The following is a 16,256-nucleotide window of genomic DNA, read 5'->3' on the forward strand; positions in this document are numbered from 1 at the left end:
AGGGCGCAAAAATGAAAATAGATACCCGTAATCCGAACCTAAAATCAACAATTTCTGCCATATTGTGCATTTTTTTGAGCGTGATGAGCTTTTCCTCTCTCGCAAGCGAAGGCACTTTCCTCCATGTGTCCTTTGACCCTACAAGAGAATTGTATGAGGAAATTAACAAAGCTTTCTTAAAAGAATGGAAATCCAAAAAAGGAAACGATTTTGCCATCCAACAATCTCACGGCGGATCCGGGAAACAAGCACGTGCAGTAATCGATGGACTGGATGCTGACGTAGTGAGCCTTGCTCTTTCTTATGATATTGATAGTATCTCCACCAAATCAGGGTTAATCGAAGCAAATTGGCAAAAAAAACTCCCAAACAATAGTGTTCCTTACTACTCAACCATAGTTTTTTTAGTCCGTAAATCCAATCCGAAAAAAATCAAAGATTGGGATGATATCGTAAAACCAGGAGTTGCAATCATTACACCTAATCCAAAAACCAGTGGTGGTGCTCGTTGGAATTATTTGGCAGCTTACGGATTTGCAAAACGCAAATACAAATCAGATGAAAAAGCCACTGAGTTTGTCAAAGCACTTTTCAAAAATACATCCGTCCTTGATACAGGGGCCCGCGGGTCCACAACTACGTTTGTCCAAAGAGGAATTGGTGACGTTCTCATCACTTGGGAAAACGAAGCCAAACTTTCTTTAGATGAAGAAAAAAGATCAGGAAAAAACACTTTAGAAGTGGTGTATCCATCTGAATCCATCAAGGCAGAAACTCCAGTTGCTGTTGTTACGAAAACTGCTAAAGAAAAAGGCAATTTGGAAAAAGCTACAGCCTATCTAGAGTTTCTTTATACAAAAGAAGGACAATCGATCATCGCTAAACATTTTTTTAGACCAACAGATGCCGCAGTAACAAAATCTTCTGCAAAAGAATTTCCCAACATTAAATTATTTTCCCTATCCGATTTAGGGGAAACTTGGGAATCTGCTCAGAAAAAACATTTTGCAGATGCAGGTGTCTTTGATGCCATCTACAAAACCCCTTAAAATATGCTTATAGAAACCCGGCCGTATAAAAAACTACATTTTGGAATCAGTTTAGGACTGACTGTCTTTTATTCGTCCGCGGTTGTTGTCATTCCACTTCTAGGACTTTTTTTCCATTCCCTCGGGATTGGAGTTTCAGGGATCTTAGAAGTGTTTGCCGATGAAAGAATTCGTTCCGCACTTTTTTTAAGTTTCAGTGTGGGTTTTATCTCTGCCATCATCAATCTCTTTGTTGGATTTTTATTCGCTTGGGTTCTTGTTCGTTACAACTTTCCTTTTAAAAAATTACTCGATACCTTAATTGATTTACCTTTCACATTACCCACTGCGGTGGCAGGAATTGCTCTCACAACAATTTATTCTCAAAATGGAATCATTGGATCTTACTTTGAACCGTGGGGTATCAAAATTGCTTACACTCCGATTGGAATTGTGATCGCGCTAGTGTTTATTGGATTTCCTTTTGTCGTACGAACTGTCCAACCTGTGATCGAAGAACTACCAAAGGAACTGGAAGAAAGTGCCCGTTGCCTCGGTGCGACACCCTTCCAAACTTTTTATAAAGTTTTATTACCCGAACTTTGGCCTTCCCTACTAGCCGGAACAGGAATGGCTTTTGCCAGAAGTATTGGTGAATATGGATCTGTTGTTTTTATTTCCGGAAACATTCCAGGAAAAACAGAAATCCTTCCTCTTCTCATTGTCACCAAACTCGAACAATACGAATATCAAAAAGCAACTTCCATTGCACTTGTGATGTTACTCACTTCTTTTGTTTTTATGTTTCTAATCAATTTACTCCAAGAACGGGCATCGAAAAAATTATCATGAAAATTAAAATTTTGCCCATTTTCCTCGTGTTTTTGGCTTATTTTTTTGCTGGGATCATCCTTCTTTTGCCCATTTACACTGTGTTTTCCGAAGCATTTTCCGAAGGTTATACAAAGTATATCGAATCCATTACTGGCGAATATGCACTGTATGCGATTGGCCTCACCATTAAAGTATCTGTTGTCTCTGTCATACTCAATACAATCTTTGGAGTGACCGCAGCCTTTACCATCACAAGGTTTCAATTCCCAGGGAAAAATATTTTAGTCACCATCATCGACTCTCCCTTTGCCGTTTCTCCTGTAGTTTCTGGGCTTATCTTTTTATTGTTATTCGGAAGGCAAGGTTACTTTGGTGATTTTCTTTCAGCACATGGAATCAAAATTGTTTTTAATACTCCGGGCCTTATCCTTGCCACAGTATTCATTACCTTTCCCTTTGTGGCAAGGGAACTAGTTCCCTTAATGCAAAGCCAAGGGAGAGAGGAAGAGGAAGCCGGTATGTTACTGGGTGCTAATTTCTTTCAATTACTGCGACGAGTCATTCTCCCTAATATCAAATGGGGTTTGTTATACGGGATCATTCTTTGTAATGCAAGGGCTATGGGCGAGTTTGGAGCGGTATCGGTTCTTAGTGGGCATATTCGCGGGAAAACAACCACCCTTCCTCTCCATATCGAAATGTTGTACAATGAATTTGATTCCGTGGGAGCCTTTTCCTGTGCCACCTTACTTGTGTTTCTCTCTCTTCTCACACTGATCTTTAAATTGATTTTGGAAAAACGAACTGCGAGTCAGAACAATGCCGATTGAAATAAATAACGTAAATAAAACCTTTGGGTCGTTCACCGCTCTAAGAGATGTTAACCTTACGATTCCTGATGGAGAACTTGTGGCACTCCTTGGTCCCTCTGGATCAGGAAAAACCACCTTACTCCGAATCATCGCAGGTCTCGAAGAACCATCCTCGGGAAAAGTGGAGTTCGTGGGTGAAAACCTCTCCACTTCTAAAATTCAAAATGGCGAAGTCGGATTTGTTTTCCAACATTATGCCCTCTTTCGCCACATGACCATTGCCGAAAACATAGCCTTTGGTTTGGAAGTCAGACCAAAAAACCTGCGACCTTCGAAAAAAGAAATTGGGGAAAAAGTTTCGAAACTCCTCACACTCATCCAATTAGAAAAATTCCATAACCGATACCCGCACGAATTGTCTGGGGGCCAACGCCAACGTGTGGCTCTCGCACGTGCCCTTGCCATCGAACCAAAATTTTTATTACTCGATGAACCATTTGGTGCCCTTGATGCCAAAGTGAGAAAGGAACTAAGAAACTGGTTACGAAGACTCCATGACGAAATCCATATAACAAGTGTTTTTGTAACTCATGACCAAGAAGAGGCATTGGAAGTCAGTGACCGAGTTGTCATTCTCAATCATGGCCAACTGGAACAAGTGGGAAGTCCTGACGAAGTGTACAACAAACCCAAGTCTCCTTTTGTGTTTCATTTTCTCGGAGATGTGAATCTTTTTCACGGAAGGATCGAAGAAGGAAAAACGAAAATTGGGAATTTGGCCCTCGATAGCACGGAACACCAAGATGTAAAAGAATCGGTGGCCGTGGCCTATGTTCGTCCTTATGATGTGGAAATTGTCAGAGAGTCTGACCAAGGGATCGCCGCCGAAATCCAATACATCCATTCCACGGGAAGGAATGTGCGAGTGGAATTGAAACGAGTGGACACGGGGACACTCATCGAATCAGTTCTCGAGCAGGAAACCTACCGTCTTTTGAACCTTTTGCCAGGCGAGACGGTCTACCTTAGGATTAAAAAAGCAAAAGTTTACGTAGAAGACTTCTCTATCTAATATTTTCCGCTAATATAGTTTACAAATCGTCCAATATACAAAACATTGGACGGTAGGATTGGAAAAAAATGGGAAATTTGGAAGTTTTGACAGAAACCTATACCTCCCTCTCCTTGGAACAGGGATTACGACAACTTAGTCTGGACTTCTCCGGAAAAGTTGTTTTCACAACGAGTTTTGGATTGGAAGACCAGGCCATCACTCACGCGATTCTCGCAAACCAAATCGACATTCGAATCGCAACTCTGGATACAGGCCGCCTCTTCCAAGAAACCTATGATGTTTGGCAAAAAACAAACATCCGTTATGGGGCAAAAATTGAAGCCTTTTATCCAAACGAAAAAGAAATTCAAACCTTTGTAGAAGAGAATGGTCCGAATGCCTTTTATGATTCCCAAGATTTACGTAAAGAATGTTGTCGGATTCGTAAGCTTGTTCCCCTTGATGCCATTTTAAAAAACACAGAAGTTTGGGTGACGGGACTCAGAAAAGACCAATCCGGATTTCGAACTGAGATGTCTATTTTCGAATCGGATCCTCAAAGAAATTTAATCAAATACCAACCACTACTTTTATGGTCCTTTGAAGATACTTGGAAGTATATCAGAGAACATAACGTACCATACAACCTATTACACGATAAAGGTTTTCCAAGCATCGGTTGCGCTCCCTGCACCCGTGCGATTGAACCTGGGGAAGACTTTCGTGCCGGAAGATGGTGGTGGGAACAAGAATCTAAAAAAGAATGCGGCTTACACTGGGTAGACGGCAAACTCACACCGAAAAAAGGATAATACCAATATGACCGATTTACATCGACTTTCCCATCTAGACCAACTAGAATCGGAAGCCATTTATATTTTAAGAGAAGTAGCAGCTCAATTTGAAAGACCTGCCCTTTTATTTTCTGGAGGCAAGGACTCCATTTGTCTTGTACATCTTGCACTCAAAGCCTTTCGACCTGGTAAATTTCCTTTTCCTTTAGTTCATATTGATACAGGGCATAACTTTGATGAGGCGCTAAAATTTAGAGACGACCTTGCCGAACGAACTGGTGAAAAACTAATTGTTCGTTATGTACAAGACTCCATCGACCAAGGAAAAGCAGTCGAAGAAAAAGGAAAGTTTCCTAGTCGTAATGCCATCCAAGCGGTAACACTTCTCGATACCATTGCTGAATTTAAGTTTGATGCTTGTATTGGTGGTGCTCGTCGGGATGAAGAAAAAGCTCGTGCCAAAGAAAGAATTTTTTCAGTAAGGGATGAATTTGGATCATGGGATCCTAAACTTCAACGCCCAGAACTTTGGAATATTTATAATGGAAAAATCCATGTAGGTGAAAACGTTCGAGTTTTCCCAATCAGTAACTGGACAGAACTTGATGTTTGGGAATACATTCGCAAAGAAAAAATCGAACTCCCTTCCCTATATTTTTCACACCAAAGAGAAATTGTATGGCGAGAAGACCTAGTGTTTCCGGTATCAAAGTTCATCTCCTTAGACAATACCGACAAAGTAGAAACAAGAACCGTTCGTTTCCGAACTGTAGGTGATATGACCTGCACTGCGGCCGTGGAATCAGAAGCCAATTCCATCGATGATATCATTCGTGAAATTCAAATTTCTAGAACCACCGAAAGAGGATCTCGTTTGGATGACAAACGTTCGGAAGCGGCGATGGAAGATAGAAAAAAAGGCGGATACTTTTAATGGATATTTTACGTTTTATTACAGCAGGTAGTGTGGATGATGGGAAATCAACTCTCATCGGACGATTGTTATACGATAGTAAATCTATTTTTCAAGACCAATTAGAAGCCATTGAAAAAGCAGGACAGGTAAATGGTCAAATCAACCTTGCCCTTCTTACGGATGGACTAAAAGCGGAAAGAGAACAAGGGATCACTATCGACGTTGCTTATAAATATTTTTCTACACCAAAAAGAAAGTTTATCATAGCCGATGCACCAGGCCATGTTCAATACACAAGAAACATGGTGACAGGAGCCTCTAACTCGGATCTTGCGATCATTTTAATTGATGCCAGAAAAGGTGTGATCGAACAAACCTATCGCCATTCTTATATTGTCTCCCTACTTCGTATTCCCTATGTAGTCGTGTGCGTAAACAAAATGGACTTAGTGGATTTTTCGGAAGAAGTGTTTTTAAATATCCAAAAACAATATTTGGATTTTGCAAAAGATCTAGATCTAAAATCCATCCACTTCCTGCCTATCTCCGCACTGAACGGGGACAATGTGGTGGATTTATCAACCTCTATGCCTTGGTGGAAAGGAAAATCCCTTCTTGGATTTTTAGAAGGAATCGAAATCCATACAGAAGAAGAATCACCGGCCCCAAGATTTCCCGTACAAAATGTAATTCGTCCTCAAACAACGGAATACCATGATTACAGAGGTTATGCGGGTCAAATCCGTAGTGGCCACTTTTCCGTTGGTGATTCCATAACCGTTTTACCCAGTGGACTCAAATCAAAAATCAAAGCCATTGATACCTATGCGGGTTCTCTACAAACTGCATTTGCTCCCATGTCTGTGGTCATTCGCCTGGAAGATGAAATTGATGTGAGTCGGGGAGATATGCTCGTTGTCACTGGACAGGAACCAACTACTTCTCAAGATTTGGAAGCCCATATCTGTTGGATGGACCAAAAACCAATGACACCTGGTTCGAAGTATTTACTACGCCAAACGACAAATGCGGTGAAAGCCTCTATTCGATCTTTGGAATACCGAGTGGAAACGAGCACCCATGAAAAAAAGGAACAGTCGAGTCTGGCTTTAAATGAAATTGGAAAAGTCACCATAAGGACAGCAAAACCCGTGGCCTACGATCCCTATTCCAAAATCCGAGGGACCGGAAGTTTCATTTTAGTAGATGAAGGTACGAACCAAACTGTAGGTGCCGGAATGCTATTGTAGAAATTTAATCTGCTATAGCAGATTTTTTCTTGATATAATACTGCACAGTTCACTAAACTGGCAGTATTATGAGCCAAACTACTGCAGTAAAAACACAATGGATCCGCAAATTTTTCATCGGGGAAACGAAACTTCCCGTTGTTTACGAACCTTCTGAAGAAAAGGATTTATTGGATCTGACTCAGTGGATTCAAAAAAACCAAAAGGAATGGAGAGAGGATCTAAAAACCTACGGTGCCATTCTTTTTCGTGGTTTTCCTATTCATGAAGCAACAGACTTCCAATCCATTCTCTTTGCGACCGAAGAAAAAAAATTGGGGGAATTTTATTTAGGAACATCGCCAAGAGACCAGGTCGTCAAACACGTGTATACTGCAAGTGAACTTCCCCCTCACTACCCGATCATGCAACATGCTGAAATGAGTTTTCTTGACAATCCTCCTAAACTTTTATTTTTTTATGCAGAAAAAGCCTCAGAGACCGGCGGGGAAACCCCACTCACCGATCTTCGGGAAATTTATAAAGAAATAGATCCAAAAATTAAAGAAAAAATAGAAAACCACGGAATTCGTTATCGAAGGCGTTACGATGGTCCATCCAAAAAAGCCAGATTCTCTTTATGGAAAACAAAACGTTGGGATGAAATGTTTGGAACCACAAACCTAGAAGAAGTAAAAAAGATCTCAAAACAAAATAGATTTCAATTGGATTGGTTTGGAAAGGATTCCTTAACTATTACCAACGAACAATCTGGTTTCCGCATCCATCCAGAAGCAAAGACAATCGCTTGGCACAATCATTCCCAAACCTTTCATTACCAAGCAGCTGTAAGTGAAGTATGGAAAATTTTTAAAAAACAAAAAACATTTAGGTCTTTTGGTGTGGCAATTCTACTCACTCTTCTAACAACCATCAAACGAATTTTAGGACCTGAGTCCCATGATGTACATGTTACTTATGGCAATGGAGAAGAAATCTCAGCAAAAGAAATGAAATCGATATCCGATGTATTTTGGAAACATTTAGTTGCCATTCCTTGGCAAACGGGAGATGTCCTCATCATTGACAATTTATCAGTTTCTCATGGCAGGCTTCCGTTTACAGGCCCACGCAGAATTCTCGTAGGATGGTCTGATTAAATGGATATCAATGCAGTTCGTCTAAATTTCAACAAAGAATCAGTATATTTAATCAATGCACTGATTGGTTTCATTATGTTTGGAATTGCTTTAGAATTAAAACTACAAGACTTCAAACATTTGTTACGTAATCCTAAACCAGCGTTTGTTGGTCTTTTTAGCCAATATGTTCTTTTGCCACTCGCAACGCTTCTCATCATCTGGGTGATAAATCCCCACCCTGGTCTTGCACTGGGTATGGTACTTGTGGCCGCATGTCCAGGCGGGAATATGTCCAATTTTTTCACTCATTTAGCAAAAGGTAATTTAGCACTTTCTGTTAGTCTCACTACCTTTTCTTCTGCTTTGGCATTTATCTTAACGCCACTTGGATTTTTCTTCTGGGGAAATTTACTCCCAGTGACTCGTGAGTATCTAAAATCCATTTCGGTAAGTCCATATGAGATTCTAGTTTCGGTAACATTAATTTTACTCATTCCACTTGTTATAGGAATTCTATTTCAAAAATTGTTTCCGAAACTGACTCATACGGTAAAACGAGCAGTGCAACGGATATCGGTGTTGTTACTTGGTTTTTTTATTGTCGGAGCTCTTGCCACCAATTGGAAATTCTTTAAGGAATACATCCACCTTCTCTTTGGACTTGTTTTTATTATGAATTTAGCAGGGCTTTCTCTTGGATATTACTTTGCCAAACTGTTCCGATTGCCGCCAAACGACAGAAAGACGGTTGCGATTGAAACAGGAATTCAAAATTCAAGTCTTGGACTTGCAATTGTTTTTAATTTTTTTGATGGGCTTGGGGGAATGGCGATGATTTGTGCTTGGTGGGGAATTTGGCACCTGATTGCCGGTGCCGTGATTGCTACTTATTGGAATAAAATTGCCCCGAAGGAATTGGAATCTTAATTTAAGATTCCAATTCGATTGATATAATCTCCAAACGACTCTTTGGAATTTCGCTCTTTAGCGTATTTACCAAAAAGTCCATCCAGTTCCGAAAGAATAGCCGTTTCATCTAAATCTTCTTTATACTTTCGATTGAGTCTGTATCCTTCCGCATCCGCGCCTAAGTGTAAATTGTATTTCCCATAGGAAGTTCCCACAAGACCAATCTCTGCAATGTAAGGTCTTGCACATCCATTCGGACAGCCTGTCATTCGGATGGATACTGGTTCGTCAGTTAGTCCATGTTTTCCAAGAATTGGTTCAATTTTATCAATTAAACTTGGTAGGTATCTTTGTCCCTCAGCCAATGCAAGCGAACAGGTGTTTAATGCTACACAAGCAATTGAATTTTTACGGATTGGTGAAACTTCCGCAGTTTTACGATGAACTCCAAACTTCACAAGAATGGATTCTATGAGATCCTTATCTTTAGGAAAAATATCAGATAAAATAAGATTTTGGTTACAAGTAAATCGAAAGGTAGCCCTTCTAGTTTTGGATACCTCTAATAGTGCTGTTTTTAAATTATAACCATGTTCATCACAAACACGACCATTTTCGACAAACACAGTATAATGCCAGTTACCTGCTGAGTCTTGTTTCCATCCGAAATCATCAGATCTTTGTGTAAATTGATAATCTTTCGCTGGTTCAAAACTGATCCCCGCTCGTTTTTCTACTTCTCGTTTGTAGAACTCAACACCTAAGCGGTCCAAAGTATATTTTAAACGAGAAAGTTTTCGATCTTCTCTATTTCCAAAATCTCTTTGGACAGTGATAATTTCATACACAACTTTTAAGATATCTTTTTTAGGAATAAAACCGAATACAGTTCCCACTCTAGGATAAGTGTCTGGATTACCATGAGTGGTTCCAAGTCCCCCACCAACAGCTACGTTAAAACCAAGCAGTTGTCCATTTTCAATGATAGCAATGAGGCCTATATCATTTGTGAAAAGGTCCACATCGTTGTAAGGAGGGATTGCAATCGCAATTTTAAACTTCCGTGGAAGATAAACATCCTTGTATAAAGGATCTTCTGGTTCTTCTTTTTCTGCCAAAAGATTTTCATCGAGCCAAATCTCGTAATAAGCTCTGGTTTTGGGTAGTAGCGATCTACTGATTTCACCGGCATAACCGAACACTTCTTTATGTAACGGACTTGTGGCAGGATTTGATGTACAAGTAACGTTACGATTTACATCCCCACAAGCTGCAATGGAATCTAAAAAAACAGAATCAAAGGCTTTGATGGTTGGTTTGATTTTTGATTTTAAAATTCCATGTAATTGTACGGTTTGACGAGTGGTAATTTTGATTGTACCAGTCGAATTTTCACCAGCAACGTTGTGTAAGGCTTCCCAATGAACAGGGCCAATCATCCCACCAGGAATTCGCAAACGAATCATAAAGGAATACAAACGTTCTAATTTTTTAGCTGCGCGTTCTTCTCTTCGGTCTCTATCATCTTGTTGGTACATTCCATGAAACTTTAGTAGGAGTTGGTCATCGGAACGTAAAGAACCAGTATGTTCATCCTTTAAACTATCAGCCAGTGTTCCTCTAAGTCCACGGCTGAGGCGTTTCACCTTTTCTGCGAGTGTTTCTTTTTTTTGTTCTGCCATGATTCCCTCAGTAAACGTCTTTAATATAACGACCGGCTTCTTCCAATTCTTTTAGATAATCAGAAGCATCTTTACCAGTTTCAAATGTTCTTTCCGATAAAATTTCAATGAGTTTGCGGTCTACATCCTTACTCATTGGATCTTTTGACCCACAAAGATAAATAACTGCCCCATTCTCTATCCACTTCAGAAGTTCTGCCGCATTTTCACCCATACGATCTTGCACATATACTTTCTGTTTTGTGTCTCTAGAAAAAGCAGTATTTAACTTATGTAAGACGCCCGTGTCCATAAGTTCCAAAAGTTCAGTTTGGTAATAAAAATCAGAGACAAAGTTTCGTTCTCCAAAAAATAACCAATTTTTTCCGTTCCCCGAATTTTGTTCCCTTTCGAATAGAAAACTTCGAAAAGGCGCAATTCCAGTTCCTGGTCCAATCATAATGATATCCGTGTCGGGACTTGGGAGACGAAACGATTGATTTCTTTGGATGAAAAAAGGAACTGTATCTCCTTCCTTTAAATCTGCTAAAAACCCTGAACAAAAACCAGTTTTAATTCCAGTAAATGTTTCAATCTCTACTTCTGCCACAGTTAGGTGGACTTCATCTTCCCCATGCGCCGATGGACTAGAAGCAATGGAATAATATCTAGGAACGATGGGCTCTAAAATATCTACAATGGTTTGGATGTCCCATTTTGTTTCCGATGGATTTAGAGTGAGTAAAACATCTAAATCTGTTTTACCGGAAGGAATTTCTTTACCAATCAGTGTTGCATATTTTTGGATGACTCTGTCTGGCAAAAAACGAATGGATACTTTTTTGCGAAACAAATCATAAGCCATCCATGTTTCCCCTTTATAAGTAACGCGAGTTTCACGGTCTGCTTTCAAAAGAGACAATATTCGATTAATTTCTTCATCACGATTATAAGCTAAAAATCCTGCACTGTCTCCTGGTAAATAATCAACAGGAACAGGTGTTTTGATTTCAATATGCCTTGTTGATTTACTAGCACCTATATCATTTAAAACAATGTTTGTGACAACAGAGCCTTCATACACAACCTTACCACCAGATGTTGGTTTTGCGGTTTGATTTTGACTAGTTTTTGCCTGTTGTGTCGTTGCAGTTTTGGAATGAGCATTGAGTATAGAGATAAGTTCACTCATCCAGGGTTTTGCCACGATTTCATAATCTACATCACATTTACCTAATGGTTGGATACGTTCGGCACCAAGGTTTGCTAACAAAGAATCCACATCTTCACCTGATTGACAAAAAAGTGGATAACTAGTATCACCTAACCCAAGCACTGCGAACTTTACCTTTGATAAAGAATCTTTTGTATCTTTTAATATTTGAATAAAAGGTTTTGCCGCTTGTGGTGGTTCGCCGTCGCCATGAGTGGACACAATTACAAATAAATACTCTTCTTCTTTTAGGTCTTTGGCTTTGTATGTATCTGTACTTTTGAGTTTAGCGGAAACACCAAGTTCCTTTAATTTTTTTACAAGTTCTGTTCCGAGTTTTTTGGAATTTCCGGTTTCTGTTCCGTAAACTACACTGCATTGGAGTGGTTGGGCTTTTAAATTTCCATGTAATGAATCCGTTCCTGAATCTATACTCACAGGAGCTGTGATGGAAACATCCACACTGCTCCCCCCAAGGCTCGGTTGGGTCAATGCGGATAAATACCCTGACATCCAAACCCATTCGTCTTTGGTAGATTCCTTCAGTAATTGTAAAAATCGATTGCGTTTCTCATCGGATAACATAAAAACCTATTTTCGATTTGGATTCCAGTAAAACATCCAAAAAGTCTTATAAATTGAATCTTTCCCCAGAGATACGCCCCAAGTAAACCAAAAAAATGGAGATTTTGTAGAAATTATTAGCCATTCACTTGACTATTTCTAGCAATATGGCAGGGTATAACAGATATGTCCTCCAATAAGACAGAACCTGGATTTGTTAGTTTTGTAAGCGGTGGCCCAGGCCCCATCGACCTTTTGACCCTTCGTGGCCGAGGCCGCATCGAATCCGCTGAGGTCATTCTTTACGATGCCCTCCTGGATCCCGGTTTTTTGGAACTTTTTCCAGAAAACGCAGAAATCCTCTATGTGGGAAAACGGGCCAAAGAACATGCCCGCACCCAGGATGAGATCAACTCACTCCTTGTCAAATACGTAAACGAAGGAAAACGAGTGGTTCGTTTGAAAGGGGGAGATGCTTCTATTTTTGGTAGGCTTGCCGAGGAAATCCAAATTTTGGAAACTCATGGTATTGCTTTTGAAGTAGTTCCCGGAGTGAGTTCTGTGACCACAGGTGCCGCTGACTTAGGCATCTCACTGACGGTTCGGGGCATTTCTAGACAGATCATCATCTTAGATGGACATACCATTTTAGAAGACGAACGCAGTTGGATTGGAATGGAAAACTTTTTTGGAACCATTGTCATTCTTATGGGCAGTAAAAAAACAAAAGAACTCGCAGAAAGATTGATCCAAAAAGGAATTAAGGATTCCACTCCAGTTGTCCTTGCAGAAAATGTAGGTGGAAAAAAAACCACATATACATCCTCTACTCTCGCCGATACTTTGTTAGATGGAATTCAAAAACAAACTTCAGGTCCAGGTATTCTTTACGTAGGAGAAGCAGTCCGTCCCCTCCTAAACAGAAAAGATAAAATTCAAAAACAGACAATAATGGCTCTTCTTACTTAATGGTTTTTAAAAAATATCCTATTTTCTTAAACTTAGAAAACAAAAACATTCTCATCGTAGGTGGTGGGAATGCATGTTTGGAAAAACTGTATGGATTAGAGTTTACAGGTGCAAAACTCCATGTAATCTCCATTGACTTTAGCGATGATGTTCAAATTTTTTTAAATAAATACCCTGATATATCCGCTGAAAAACGTGCAGTTAAAGAAGAAGATTTAAATCATCGAGATATTATTTTTTTAGCAACGAGTGATTCCGAAACCAACAAAAACTTTCGTAAAATTGCGAAAGAAAAAGGAATTTGGGTAAACTCAGTGGATGATCCAAAAAATTGCGATTTTTATTCTTCCTCAACTGTAACGGTAGGCCCGGTTCAATTTGCCATATCTACTGATGGAAAATTTGCAGGTGTATCTTCTACACTCCGCAAACTTTTTGAAGAAATTCTACCAGAGGAAGATCATGAACTAATGGAAACTATTTTTGAAATGAGAAGGAACTTAAAAGAAATCCTTCCCGATCAAAATGAAAGAAGACTTGCTCTAAAAGAAATCATTCGAAACTTAAATTCCAAATATTTTCATAAATCCTAATCCGAATCTGGAAAAACCTGAACTGTTGTTAACTGGTGTTCATTTGCCCACACAGAGTGTAAAGGAATATTCACAACCATTTTATCTGAGCTATCCAACCTAACTGTCCATTCACCTGGAGTTCTAGGTTCGGCAAATTTTACTTTTTTTATAGGAAAGGGAAACTGGATTTCAAACTGAATGAATTCAACTAAAGTATTAAAACGTAATAAATCATCTCTTTGTTTTGCTTCATTCAAAATAGTATCAATTTCTGTTTTGTTAATTTCCAATGCTTTGAGTAAGGGCGAGGATTGGCTTGTATCCACGACCAATTGGATTTCCTGGGTTTTGTCTTCTGTAAATTCAATGAAACGAAAACCCGGCGGAAGGATATGAGTATAATGGGAAAACTTGTAAGCTCTTTCTTTAATAGAAATTTCTAATTCCCCGACAGGCACAAGGCCTGAACCAAAAAACATTCCAGAAGGTTTTTTGGTTATTTTTTTTTGGTATAAAACCAAATCTCCAGAAAGATCTGGTCGAATCTTTATTTTAATATTCCCACCGGCACAGGCACAAAACAATAGGCAGAAAATTAAGGTTGGTGGTATCAGTTTCATATCACCAATGAAAACCTTGGTGCCCAGTTTACAGAACTAAAAAATGATTTACCCAAAACAGTTTCACGGAAAAGCGAAAGACGTTTCGCTCGAATCCCATTTTTACCATCGTTTTTCAAAAGAAATTCGTATCCCATGTAATATTTATTATTCCCTTACCCTCATCACACCTGATGTTCCTATGCGAGAAATTGACTTTCTTGTGGTATCACCTTACGGGGTCATCACCATTGAATTAAAAAATGGAAAATGGAGAGAAAAAAAAGGTGAGTGGGAATTTTATAACGTACGAGCCAGAGAATGGAATCCGGTAGAAGGTAAGTCCTATTCCAATCCCATAGAACAAGTACAAACGCAAAGAGATTTGATTCGTGAATTTTTTAAAAATCACAACCAACTCACTGATTTATTCCCAGCAGATTATTATGATAGTGCAATTTTCTTTTTAAAAAACGAAAGAAAAGAATTTCACCTACCAAATGATAGACATCTGTATGTGTTTGGTGGCAAAGAAGTAGAGGATGATGTAAATTTAAATTCTGTACTCGAATCGATTCTATTTCGTTATAACAGGGAACCTCTACCAGAATCGGTCTTAATAAAAGCACATGAAATCATTAAAAAGAATTTAAATTTCTTTCAAACATTTCGTTCCCAGAAAGAAAAAGAAGAAGAGAATTTATTATTTTTCACCAAAGAACAATTTCAATTGGTGGAAGGTATTAGTAACCATTCGCATAATTTAGTTTTCGGTAGCACAGGTTCAGGCAAATCGATACTCGCAGGAGAGTTAGCCATACAAAATGCACGTGTTGGCAAAAAAGTATTATTATGGCAAGGAGCCAAAGCACTATACGAAATTTGGAAAGAAGAGTTAGAAAATATCCCTGAAAAATCAAATATCGACCTCATTTCAAACATAAATGAAATCAACCATAACCATTTTGATCTTCTGATCGCCGACGGGATCGAAGACATCTTGGACCAATCACCGGAAAAGGAAGTATTTTTATATTTATCAAAGTATTTTTGGGAAAATAAAAATTGGATCCTTTTTATTTCGAGAAGATTTAAATATTTAGAATCTCCCATGTTAGATTATTGGAATTCCTTATCTCGGCATGTTTGGGATATCAAACGAAATATTCGCAACTCACCTGAAATTGTAAATTTTGCAAACTCATTACTAAATGATTTTTCTGAATCGCCTATCCAAAGTAATCTTTCGGATATCCAATTTATAAAGGCGGATGAAGACCTAACAGACCAAATTCGATGGTGTTATGGATATGCTAAAAAAGTATTGGAAGTAGAAAATGATCAAATAGTTGTAATTTACAAATCGGAAGAATCAATATCTCAAAATGGATTAAAACAATTTTTAGATGAAAATGGGATGCGAAACTATTCCGCTAAAGAATTCTCCGGAATGGAAGAAACATGTGGAATCATCGTTGGTTATGAAAATTGGGACAAAATAGAAACTAGAACCTCTCTTGCAGAAACCATTTTAAAAATTAGAAGTTTAATTTGTGTATTTTACCCACCTAATGAAGAAGAGGTGATTCAATCTATTTTAAAAAAAGGTGACTCTGGCCCGTAAGCCGGATTCTGTTTTATGCGATCATTTATCTGATGCTCTCTACCCACAACCTGGCGGGACAAACTCATAACGGTTGTTTACTTGAGATTGCACATCGGAGGGTTTACCATGCCCCTATTTTTACAAATAGAGCGGTGGGCTCTTACCCCACCCTTTCACCCTTACCTACCTAAGTAGGCGGTTTGCTTTCTGTTGCACTTTCCGTCTCCTGATCTTCATTTCTGAAAACCAAAAGCCCAAGCATTACTCGGTCCAATTGTCCCCTAGTGTCCGGACTTTCCTCCCCTTTCTCTCCAGAAGGAGAAAAAAAGGCGATCGCTCGGCCAGAGTCAG

At 39.1% G+C, this 16,256-nt stretch carries 14 protein-coding genes, 1 other RNA gene and 1 pseudogene; 12 read left to right on the top strand and 4 right to left on the bottom strand.

Annotated elements, in window-relative coordinates:
- The first annotated feature begins 11 nt into the window (after nt 1-11).
- From EHQ31_RS05830 to EHQ31_RS05870, 9 genes are all read left to right on the top strand, one after another.
- Nucleotides 12-1,049 (top strand): sulfate ABC transporter substrate-binding protein, encoded by a 1,038-nt coding sequence (locus tag EHQ31_RS05830; RefSeq protein WP_135570421.1) that lies wholly within the window; start codon nt 12-14, stop codon nt 1,047-1,049.
- A 3-nt stretch (nt 1,050-1,052) separates the two neighbouring features.
- The gene (gene cysT, locus EHQ31_RS05835; RefSeq protein WP_135570423.1) at nt 1,053-1,880 is read left to right on the top strand and encodes a sulfate ABC transporter permease subunit CysT; all 828 of its coding nucleotides are present in this window, start codon (nt 1,053-1,055) and stop codon (nt 1,878-1,880) included.
- Entirely contained in the window at nt 1,877-2,692 is an 816-nt protein-coding gene (cysW, locus tag EHQ31_RS05840; RefSeq protein ID WP_135570425.1) for a sulfate ABC transporter permease subunit CysW, read from the top strand. The genes cysT and cysW overlap by 4 nt, the downstream gene beginning before the upstream one ends.
- Nucleotides 2,682-3,746: a sulfate/molybdate ABC transporter ATP-binding protein gene (locus EHQ31_RS05845; protein ID WP_135570427.1), complete on the top strand. Its 1,065-nt coding sequence runs from the start codon at nt 2,682-2,684 to the stop codon at nt 3,744-3,746. The genes cysW and EHQ31_RS05845 overlap by 11 nt, the downstream gene beginning before the upstream one ends.
- A 68-nt stretch (nt 3,747-3,814) precedes the next feature.
- Nucleotides 3,815-4,540 (top strand): phosphoadenylyl-sulfate reductase, encoded by a 726-nt coding sequence (locus tag EHQ31_RS05850; RefSeq protein WP_135570429.1) that lies wholly within the window; start codon nt 3,815-3,817, stop codon nt 4,538-4,540.
- A 7-nt stretch (nt 4,541-4,547) separates the two neighbouring features.
- The gene (gene cysD / locus EHQ31_RS05855) at nt 4,548-5,456 is read left to right on the top strand and encodes a sulfate adenylyltransferase subunit CysD (protein WP_100742436.1); all 909 of its coding nucleotides are present in this window, start codon (nt 4,548-4,550) and stop codon (nt 5,454-5,456) included.
- Nucleotides 5,456-6,688: a sulfate adenylyltransferase subunit 1 gene (locus EHQ31_RS05860; RefSeq protein WP_135570431.1), complete on the top strand. Its 1,233-nt coding sequence runs from the start codon at nt 5,456-5,458 to the stop codon at nt 6,686-6,688. Before cysD ends, EHQ31_RS05860 begins: the two co-directional genes overlap by 1 nt.
- Before the next feature lie 68 nt (nt 6,689-6,756).
- Entirely contained in the window at nt 6,757-7,827 is a 1,071-nt protein-coding gene (locus EHQ31_RS05865; RefSeq protein WP_135570432.1) for a TauD/TfdA family dioxygenase, read from the top strand.
- The gene (locus tag EHQ31_RS05870) at nt 7,828-8,736 is read left to right on the top strand and encodes a bile acid:sodium symporter family protein (protein ID WP_135570434.1); all 909 of its coding nucleotides are present in this window, start codon (nt 7,828-7,830) and stop codon (nt 8,734-8,736) included. It abuts the gene before it with no gap.
- Here EHQ31_RS05870 and EHQ31_RS05875 read toward each other — a convergent pair.
- Entirely contained in the window at nt 8,733-10,400 is a 1,668-nt protein-coding gene (locus tag EHQ31_RS05875) for an NADPH-dependent assimilatory sulfite reductase hemoprotein subunit (protein ID WP_135570436.1), read from the bottom strand. The two genes, EHQ31_RS05870 and EHQ31_RS05875, sit on opposite strands and share 4 nt — an antisense overlap.
- Before the next feature lie 7 nt (nt 10,401-10,407).
- Nucleotides 10,408-12,177, bottom strand: coding sequence for a diflavin oxidoreductase (locus EHQ31_RS05880; protein WP_135570438.1), 1,770 nt, complete (start codon nt 12,175-12,177; stop codon nt 10,408-10,410).
- A 165-nt stretch (nt 12,178-12,342) separates the two neighbouring features.
- Here EHQ31_RS05880 and cobA point away from each other — a divergent pair, with 165 nt between their 5' ends.
- Nucleotides 12,343-13,125, top strand: coding sequence for a uroporphyrinogen-III C-methyltransferase (gene cobA, locus EHQ31_RS05885; protein WP_135570440.1), 783 nt, complete (start codon nt 12,343-12,345; stop codon nt 13,123-13,125).
- Entirely contained in the window at nt 13,125-13,718 is a 594-nt protein-coding gene (locus tag EHQ31_RS05890; protein WP_135570442.1) for a precorrin-2 dehydrogenase/sirohydrochlorin ferrochelatase family protein, read from the top strand. The genes cobA and EHQ31_RS05890 overlap by 1 nt, the downstream gene beginning before the upstream one ends.
- Here EHQ31_RS05890 and EHQ31_RS05895 read toward each other — a convergent pair.
- Nucleotides 13,715-14,320, bottom strand: coding sequence for an LBF_1134 family protein (locus EHQ31_RS05895; RefSeq protein WP_208652715.1), 606 nt, complete (start codon nt 14,318-14,320; stop codon nt 13,715-13,717). The genes EHQ31_RS05890 and EHQ31_RS05895 overlap by 4 nt on opposite strands.
- A gap of 43 nt (nt 14,321-14,363) precedes the next feature.
- Here EHQ31_RS05895 and EHQ31_RS19060 point away from each other — a divergent pair.
- Nucleotides 14,364-14,702, top strand: a pseudogene (locus tag EHQ31_RS19060) (nuclease-related domain-containing protein); the annotation flags it as partial.
- A 1,202-nt stretch (nt 14,703-15,904) separates the two neighbouring features.
- Here the strand turns inward: EHQ31_RS19060 and rnpB are convergent.
- An RNA gene (rnpB, locus tag EHQ31_RS05905) (RNase P RNA component class A) lies at nt 15,905-16,254 on the bottom strand.
- Nucleotides 16,255-16,256 lie beyond the last annotated feature (2 nt).

Origin of the sequence: Leptospira montravelensis, assembly GCF_004770045.1 — a bacterium.
Taxonomy (GTDB): Bacteria; Spirochaetota; Leptospiria; order Leptospirales; family Leptospiraceae; genus Leptospira_A; species Leptospira_A montravelensis.

Excerpts from the sequence above, each read along its gene's own strand:
- EHQ31_RS05830 (WP_135570421.1), top strand. The coding sequence starts at position 12 with ATGAAAATAGATACCCGTAATCCGAACCTAAAATCAACAATTTCTGCC.
- cysT (WP_135570423.1), top strand. The coding sequence starts at position 1,053 with ATGCTTATAGAAACCCGGCCGTATAAAAAACTACATTTTGGAATCAGT.
- cysW (WP_135570425.1), top strand. The coding sequence starts at position 1,877 with ATGAAAATTAAAATTTTGCCCATTTTCCTCGTGTTTTTGGCTTATTTT.
- EHQ31_RS05845 (WP_135570427.1), top strand. The coding sequence starts at position 2,682 with ATGCCGATTGAAATAAATAACGTAAATAAAACCTTTGGGTCGTTCACC.
- EHQ31_RS05850 (WP_135570429.1), top strand. The coding sequence starts at position 3,815 with ATGGGAAATTTGGAAGTTTTGACAGAAACCTATACCTCCCTCTCCTTG.
- cysD (WP_100742436.1), top strand. The coding sequence starts at position 4,548 with ATGACCGATTTACATCGACTTTCCCATCTAGACCAACTAGAATCGGAA.
- EHQ31_RS05860 (WP_135570431.1), top strand. The coding sequence starts at position 5,456 with ATGGATATTTTACGTTTTATTACAGCAGGTAGTGTGGATGATGGGAAA.
- EHQ31_RS05865 (WP_135570432.1), top strand. The coding sequence starts at position 6,757 with ATGAGCCAAACTACTGCAGTAAAAACACAATGGATCCGCAAATTTTTC.
- EHQ31_RS05870 (WP_135570434.1), top strand. The coding sequence starts at position 7,828 with ATGGATATCAATGCAGTTCGTCTAAATTTCAACAAAGAATCAGTATAT.
- EHQ31_RS05875 (WP_135570436.1), bottom strand. The coding sequence starts at position 10,400 with ATGGCAGAACAAAAAAAAGAAACACTCGCAGAAAAGGTGAAACGCCTC.
- EHQ31_RS05880 (WP_135570438.1), bottom strand. The coding sequence starts at position 12,177 with ATGTTATCCGATGAGAAACGCAATCGATTTTTACAATTACTGAAGGAA.
- cobA (WP_135570440.1), top strand. The coding sequence starts at position 12,343 with ATGTCCTCCAATAAGACAGAACCTGGATTTGTTAGTTTTGTAAGCGGT.
- EHQ31_RS05890 (WP_135570442.1), top strand. The coding sequence starts at position 13,125 with ATGGTTTTTAAAAAATATCCTATTTTCTTAAACTTAGAAAACAAAAAC.
- EHQ31_RS05895 (WP_208652715.1), bottom strand. The coding sequence starts at position 14,320 with ATGAAACTGATACCACCAACCTTAATTTTCTGCCTATTGTTTTGTGCC.